The organism is Paenibacillus jilunlii, from assembly GCF_900102965.1.
Lineage (GTDB): Bacteria > Bacillota > Bacilli > Paenibacillales > Paenibacillaceae > Paenibacillus_AQ > Paenibacillus_AQ jilunlii.
This window is the reverse complement of the sequence record NZ_FNGM01000010.1, coordinates 256,811-263,578: the sequence shown is the minus strand read 5'-3', so window position 1 is coordinate 263,578 and position 6,768 is coordinate 256,811. Positions and strand designations below refer to the sequence as shown.

At 54.3% G+C, this 6,768-nt stretch carries 8 protein-coding genes and 1 pseudogene; 2 read left to right on the top strand and 7 right to left on the bottom strand.

All coding sequences use genetic code 11. From position 1 onward, the window contains the following. Positions 1-229, top strand: a pseudogene (locus BLQ82_RS18430) (IS256 family transposase); the annotation flags it as partial. 241 nt (positions 230-470) lie between these two features. Here BLQ82_RS18430 and BLQ82_RS32070 read toward each other — a convergent pair. From BLQ82_RS32070 to BLQ82_RS18415, 3 genes are all read right to left on the bottom strand, one after another. Then, complete coding sequence (locus BLQ82_RS32070) at positions 471-824, bottom strand: hypothetical protein (protein ID WP_062521152.1); 354 nt, start codon at positions 822-824, stop codon at positions 471-473. Positions 825-886: 62 nt separating this feature from the next. After that, positions 887-1,171 (bottom strand): fumarylacetoacetate hydrolase family protein, encoded by a 285-nt coding sequence (locus tag BLQ82_RS33215; RefSeq protein ID WP_062521151.1) that lies wholly within the window; start codon positions 1,169-1,171, stop codon positions 887-889. A 38-nt stretch (positions 1,172-1,209) separates the two neighbouring features. After that, entirely contained in the window at positions 1,210-2,085 is an 876-nt protein-coding gene (locus tag BLQ82_RS18415; protein WP_244280861.1) for an SMP-30/gluconolactonase/LRE family protein, read from the bottom strand. Between the two features lie 175 nt (positions 2,086-2,260). Here BLQ82_RS18415 and BLQ82_RS18410 point away from each other — a divergent pair, with 175 nt between their 5' ends. Beyond that, positions 2,261-2,887 carry a GyrI-like domain-containing protein gene (locus BLQ82_RS18410; protein WP_062521147.1) on the top strand — a complete coding sequence of 209 codons (627 nt, stop codon included), beginning with the start codon at positions 2,261-2,263 and terminating at the stop codon, positions 2,885-2,887. 46 nt (positions 2,888-2,933) lie between these two features. Here the strand turns inward: BLQ82_RS18410 and BLQ82_RS18405 are convergent, their stop codons facing one another. The 4 genes from BLQ82_RS18405 to BLQ82_RS18390 form a co-directional block, all read right to left on the bottom strand. Then, the gene (locus BLQ82_RS18405; protein WP_062521145.1) at positions 2,934-4,469 is read right to left on the bottom strand and encodes an MDR family MFS transporter; all 1,536 of its coding nucleotides are present in this window, start codon (positions 4,467-4,469) and stop codon (positions 2,934-2,936) included. Positions 4,470-4,589: 120 nt separating this feature from the next. Then, on the bottom strand, positions 4,590-5,258 hold the full coding sequence (locus BLQ82_RS18400) for a hypothetical protein (protein ID WP_074648366.1): 669 nt from the start codon (positions 5,256-5,258) through the stop codon (positions 4,590-4,592). Then, positions 5,251-5,940, bottom strand: coding sequence for a hypothetical protein (locus BLQ82_RS18395; protein WP_157243769.1), 690 nt, complete (start codon positions 5,938-5,940; stop codon positions 5,251-5,253). The genes BLQ82_RS18400 and BLQ82_RS18395 overlap by 8 nt, the downstream gene beginning before the upstream one ends. Positions 5,941-6,016: 76 nt before the next feature. Further along, positions 6,017-6,646, bottom strand: coding sequence for a YhbD family protein (locus tag BLQ82_RS18390; protein ID WP_062521140.1), 630 nt, complete (start codon positions 6,644-6,646; stop codon positions 6,017-6,019). Between the last annotated feature and the right edge of the window lie 122 nt (positions 6,647-6,768).

Here is a 6,768-nt window from a genome sequence, read left to right as displayed (position 1 = left end):
GAACCCGATCGAGCGAATGAACAAGGAAATCCGTAAGCGGCTCAAGCCCATGAACAGTCTGACGAACATGGATGCAGCTGAGAAAATCGTATATTTGGAAGCGACGGCCTACAATGAACGGTTTGCGGAACGTGTGGTGCCAGGGTTTGGTATGGATACGGTGAAAAAGGAACTCAGCAAGTTATTTGACGAACGCTATTCGATGGCCGTACCACCGGCCGCAGAGTAGAGCGTTTGCAGGGTTGTGGGTGCGGGGGGACCCCCGCACCCACAACCCCCTACACCCTAAAAAGATACAATCCAAAGAGATACTCTACTCTTACACAAACTTCTTGACACTACCCACAAACCCACCTCCGGCGCTCCTACAACGGCAGTTTTGCCGTTGTTTCTGCACAAACCCACCTCCGGCGCTCCAACAACGGCAGTTTTGCCGTTGTTTCTGCACAAACCCACCTCCGGCGCTCCAATTACGGCAGTTTTGCCGTTGTTACTGCAAATACCAACCCACAGGGCTCCACCAACGGCACCTCTGCCGTTGTTTTCTGCACAAACCCACCTCCGGCGCTCCACCAACGGCATTTCTGCCTTTGTTTCGACATAAACCCACCCAAGGCGCTCCAACCACGACACTCCTGCCGTTGTTTCTCCCCCAACAGAAAATCAACATATTTCCCAAAGTAACTATAATAACCCCACAAAGCAGGGCCTTTGTATGGAAGCTGACTCAGGTACTTTGCGGGGACCCCGGCTTTACTTTCTGCTATGTAAAAAAGAGCCGTTCCTTTGCAAGCTCCGCAAATGAACAGCTCTTTTACATCCATCTTATCAATACAGCTGCCGCCTGATTACAGCTGCCTGTCTACGCAATGCCATACTGCCCGGCTCAAGCCACTTCCGCAACCATGCGGTTCGTCAGCCTTCCCAGCTTTTCAGTCTCCACGATAACTTCGTCACCCGGCTGGAGATAGATCTGCTTCTCCGGCGGATACCCCATCATAACACTCTCGGAAGTTCCGGTAAGGATGACCGCCGCTTCCCCTCCATCGAGTACTTCTCTTAGCGTTGCCGGAACAGCTCCCGCTTCCTGCTGCGGCAGCGCATTCAGTGCCGCCGCCACATCCAGATTGCCTTCTCTCTCCCCCCCAGCCGCAGGTTCCCTGATCGCCAAAAAATCATTAGCTTCATATGTGCTTCTACTATCCGGGTTTACCCTGCAAAACGATTCGCCGGTACTCCCCTGATGCCCGTATTTACCCTGAACAGACCGCCTGCAAGCGGCCACCGCTGCAGTTCCTCAGGACTCATACCGCTACGCGCCGAAGTAATATACAGCTCATCCAGGTGCCCGCCTCCAAAAGCGCATGAAGTTACAAACGGTGCAGGTACTTCAACTCTACCAATCTGTTCGCCAGTGTGCGGGTTCCAGCGTGAGACACAGCCGCCGTTCCAATGGGCCACCCAGATCATTCCCTCGCTGTCGATGGTCATTCCATCCGGTCCGCCCGCACCTTCCGGGAACCGCACCACTGTTCTGCGTCCGCTGACCGTACCGTTCTGCAGATCATAATCCATTACATCCACGCCCCGGGTCAATGTATCAATGTAATACATCAGTCCGCGGCTGTCATCCCACGCCAGGCCGTTGGAGATGCCGATACCGGACAGCACCTTCCGCACTTCGCCTCCCGGCTCCATCACATATAAGCTTCCGGCATCCCGTTTGTCTTCCATGCTCATGGTGCCGAACCATAATCTGCCCTTGCTGTCGCATTTCGCATCGTTCAGCCGGTTGCCGGGAAGATCTTTCTCTACATGAGCCAACAGTTTCAAAGACTGATCTTCCTGAAACTTGTAAATCCCATCCTGCAAAGCCACTACCCAGCCGCCGCTAACTGCAGGGACAGCCGCGCTGATCATTTGTCCAAAAGCATGAGTCTGCTCGCTGCGTGTCACGGGATCGACAATCCGCAGCTGCCTGCCTTCAATATTCACCCAATACAGCCGGCGGGCCTCTGAGTCCCAATGAGCGCCCTCGCCAAGCTCCGCTTGTACGTCCAATATCATTTCAGCCTGTATAATCAATGATAATCCTCCTGACTCCACTCCGGAATATGACACTATTCTTTTCATTTTACCTTCGCAAAGTATAATTATCCACCATCGGCCAACATGACAGACGCCTGTCCAGTTTCACATGATAATCTGAAAACAAGCATGAATCCAAAGGATAGCCACTATGAAATACGGAGGAATAGTAATGAAATACGAATGGAAAAAACAGGACAAAGCACTCTATCTCCCGCCCGCTGAACCTGTGTTGATTACGGTCCCCGCATTCAACTACTTCATGCTGCAGGGTGAAGGCAACCCAAACAGCGAAGACTTTGCCCAGGCGGTGGGTGTGCTGTACTCCCTCTCTTATGCCATTAAAACGCTGCCCAAAAAAGGTCCGGCACCGGAAGGCTACCATGAATACAGCATTTTTCCGCTGGAAGGGGTATGGGATCTCAGTGAAAGGGGCCGCAGCCAGGCCGCCCTCGACAAAAACGAATTGGTATACACCATAATGATCCGGCAGCCGGAGTTCGTCACCCCGGACCTTGCAGCCAGTATCATGGAGAAGGTACAGCGCACGAAGCCGCACCCTTTACTGCAAAAAGCCGTCTTCGGCAGTTCCGAAGACGGCCTATCTGTCCAAATGCTGCATACAGGTCCTTATGATGAGGAACCGGCAAGCTTCAGGAAGATGGAACAATATTGCGCGGAGCATGGACTGCGGCGGCTCTCCAAGACCCACCGGGAAATTTATCTCACGGATGCGCGCCGGACGCAGCCGGAGAAGCTGAAAACCGTGCTGCGTTTCCTGGCCGCAGAAGAGGCGTAGTCTGCCGCTTGTCTACCAACCGGACTGCTCTGCTCCGCAGGCAGCATCAGTGTCCGGAAGGCAGCTGCCCTTCAGCGGACGCATCCATCTTCTGGCGGCCCATGAAGCAGGCGGCCAGAAGCGCCAGAAGCGCAGGAACAGCAGCCCAGGCGAAGGTGCTGGTAATGGAGAAGGACAGCCCATCGGTTATTTTACTCAGAATTTCCGGCGGAATCTGTGCCCGTGTCTCCGGGGAGAGCAGCGCATGCGGGTCCTTGAAATCCAAGGCGCCGCCAGGTGCGGCTCCGGCAGTCCCCGGGAATACTTGCGTCAGCTTCGAGCTGAGATAATGGCTCTGAATGATCCCGAAGGCCGTGATTCCGATGGTCATCCCGAGCGAACGGATGAAGTTCAGCGTTGCGCTGGCCGAGCCGCGCTGCTGGGGTGTCAGGCCATGGATTGCAGCCGTACTGAGCACCGAAAAGGAGGCTCCGACTCCGAGTCCGATGAGGATCATATAGAGTGTGACAAGAAGGCGCGAGGCATCCGGTGCCAGGGTCGCTACAAGACCCGTCCCCAGTACAAGCAGGGCCAGCGTGGGCACCATCAGGCTGCGGTAGCTGGTCTTAGCCATCAGGAAGCCGCCGGTGGATGCGGTAACGACCGAGGCAACCATCATCGGCAGCAGCACCAGCCCGGAATTCGTGGCCGAGCCGCCCAGCACACCCTGGATGAAGATCGGAATATACACCGAGGCGGCGATAAATGCCGCACCGCTAAACAAGGCACACAAAATGCTGGAAGCATATAGTCTCTGTCTGAATAAGGCAAATGAGATTATGGGCTCCTTGGCCTTCGTCTCAGCGAACAGGAACAGCACCGTCAGCACGGCAAACGCCGCGAACAAGCCCAGGATCAGCGCGGAGTTCCAAGCATACTCTTTGCCGCCCAGTTCGAGAGCGAACATTAGACTGACTACAGCGCCCAGCAATGTTCCCGCACCCAGCCAGTCAATGGGCTGCTTCGAATGCTCCACCGATTCCCGGTAAAAGCTCACCACCATAACCAGTGCGATCACTCCCAGCGGAAGGTTGATATAGAAGACCCACTGCCAGGCGATGTGATCCGTAATGTAGGCCCCGAGCAGAGGCCCGAAAATGCTGGACAGCCCGAACACCGCGCCAAAAGCGCCGCCCAGCTTGCCGCGTGTTTCCAGCGGAACAGCGTCGAACATGATGGCAAAGGCAATCGGCACCAGCGCGCCGCCGCCGATTCCCTGAAGGGCCCGGTAAGCGGCCAGCTGGGTAATGGTATCTGCCGTCCCGCACAGGGCTGAACCGGCCATAAACACAATGATCCCGAAAATGAAGAATTTTTTGCGGCCGTACATATCAGACAGCTTCCCGAAGATCGGCATCCCCGCCATCTCGGCAACCAGATACGCCGAGGTAACCCAGACGAATTTGTCCATTCCGCCCAGTTCTCCAACGATGTTGCCCATGGCTGTGGCCACGATCGTGCTGTCCATGGAGGCCATCAGGATGCCCAGCAGCAGACCTGCAATAACAATGCCGAGATTCGGCGGTTTTTGAGCTGCGTTCATAGGACCCACTCCTTATTTTTTTAATATTCATCCCATTCTTTCAGCTCCAGGGGCATTTCCGGGTGGAAAAAGTTCCCTAATTTCGGTAGAAATCTGCTGTAAAGCGGAATTCGCTTGAAACTACACTTTCACCTGATTCCTTACAACAGCATTCGAATGGATATCCAGAAAATCACGGTACTCCACTGTGCCAATCTCGCAGCCTGAGCCTATGACTACTCTCCCGCCCCTGACCGTATCGGCTGCCGTATTCTGCAGATCCACGTGATCTCCTTCAATCAGGCCCGCAGCAAAGCTCAGCTGTCCGGAGTGCCCCGGTCGGATCAGCGCCCCGCCAAGACTGCGTTTGATCCTAATGCTTCCGCCCCCGACCTCGGCTGCCCTGCTCGGACCATACAGCGATATTTCCAGCGTCTCTGCACTCAGCAGCCCGCCTACCTGGACCGCACCGCTAATCTGCATGTCCTCCGCATCACAATTGCCGGATATGCTCAGATTCCCGGTGAATTTGATACCTTCCACATGTATGCTGTCCGCCCTGATTTCCCCTTGTCCGCGTATGGACTCACCCTCGATGCCGCCATTCACGGAGCATTCTCCTGTAAGCTTCATATTTTCCATGACCAGGCTGCCCTTGACCTTCGTTTCACCCATCAGCGTCAATTTCCGGCAATCCACATCTCCATTGAATGTGCATTCCCCGGTCACCTTAACGTCAAGAAAACATCCGCCCGCTGAGGTTGAATTCCCGAGTATTTTCAGATTTGTCCGGTTGGCTGTCTCATTCACCGGTCTTCTCCTCCATTCCCACACTGGCTCCGGGATGCACCGTCAGCCTGTCACGGTATTCCACCCGGCCAATGCTGCAGCCCTCTCCAATGATAATCACAGCACCCCTCACAACCTCTGCTGTCGTAAATTCCAGATCAAGAAAATCACCTTCAATAACCCTTGCCTGCAATTCCGCCCGCAATTTCGGGATAATGCCGCCAGCCAGCTTGTTCCAGACTCCCGATTCTCCTTTGCGTATGACAAGACTCTCCACACCCAGCTCTTTCACCTTAGCCTGACCCTGCAAAACCAACTCGACACATCCGGCGCTGAGGAAGCCGCCGATCGTAACAACGCCTTCAGCGGTAAACTTCTCCAGTTCACAATCGCCTTTGATGTCTGCCACCCCGTTCAGCGTGAAGCTTTCTCCGAGCAGGCCGCCATCAACCTTGAGCAGCCCGTCATGCTTCATCGTGCCGATCCGCAGGCCGCCGCCGATTTTGAGATCACCGTTCGTTTCTATTTGCTCTACCGTGAGACTTCCGCCCAGCCTCATCCGGCCGTTTCCTGTAAATGTCATGGCTGTTACCGGGCCGTTGATCCGGCTTACTCCCTCCAGACTGACATGATTATAGGTCCCGCCTGCTGCCCCTCCTATCCCAGCAATCAGTAAATCTGCCGATCCACCTTTATCCATCATCTAACCTCCCTAATTATGCCAACCCACCGCGAATGGTTGAATCAATCACTATGCGGCTGCAGCCTGCCCCGGTCCCTCAACCCAGCTTGCCCTGCAGCTGTTCTGTCAGATCCTCGAGCGTAATCCTGCTGATTAACCGCACTCCCTCGTCAAAGACAAGCTCCGATGGTGCCAGAGCCTGGAGGAAGAAGCTGACCCCCATTTTACGTGCAAAAAACAGCTCCCAGCGCTTACCCTCAAACTGCGGCAAATTCACACTCAGCGTGCGGTGGAGGAGATCTGCCTCCTCCAGACTCAATTCTCCCTTGCCCAGCAGGAGGTCAACAGCAACCAGATGAACCAGCTGATCAAAAGAATATTTATCTTCGTTTCTGTCACGCTGCCCATACCGCTCCAGAGTTATAGGCGAAACAATGTTACGTTCTCTAACCTCTTCTAAGGTCAGCAACTGCTTATGTACCGATGTCATATCGGACAGCTTGCCTGCCAGCTCATCCAAAGAAAGGTCATCTTTCTTGCTCAGAATATGCTGGATGCGCCCCAACATTCTTTCTTTCGGGAAAAAGGTCTCCTGTCCGGTAAATGTGGACTTGCGGATGAACCAGTTCTCCGGGATCAGCTGCTTTCGTTTCCAGCGGTACAGCTGTCCGTAAGAGATTCCGGTCAAGTCCAGCAGCTCCTTCTTAGAGATCAAATCTTCATCCATGGTAATCACCTCTGCAAGTATCGTAACATAACACTGTTACGTTGTAAACGGAGAAATACCTGAAATGCCTGACTGTCTATCCAGTCCCGTACGCTCTCTAACTTGTCTCACTGCACTTCCGA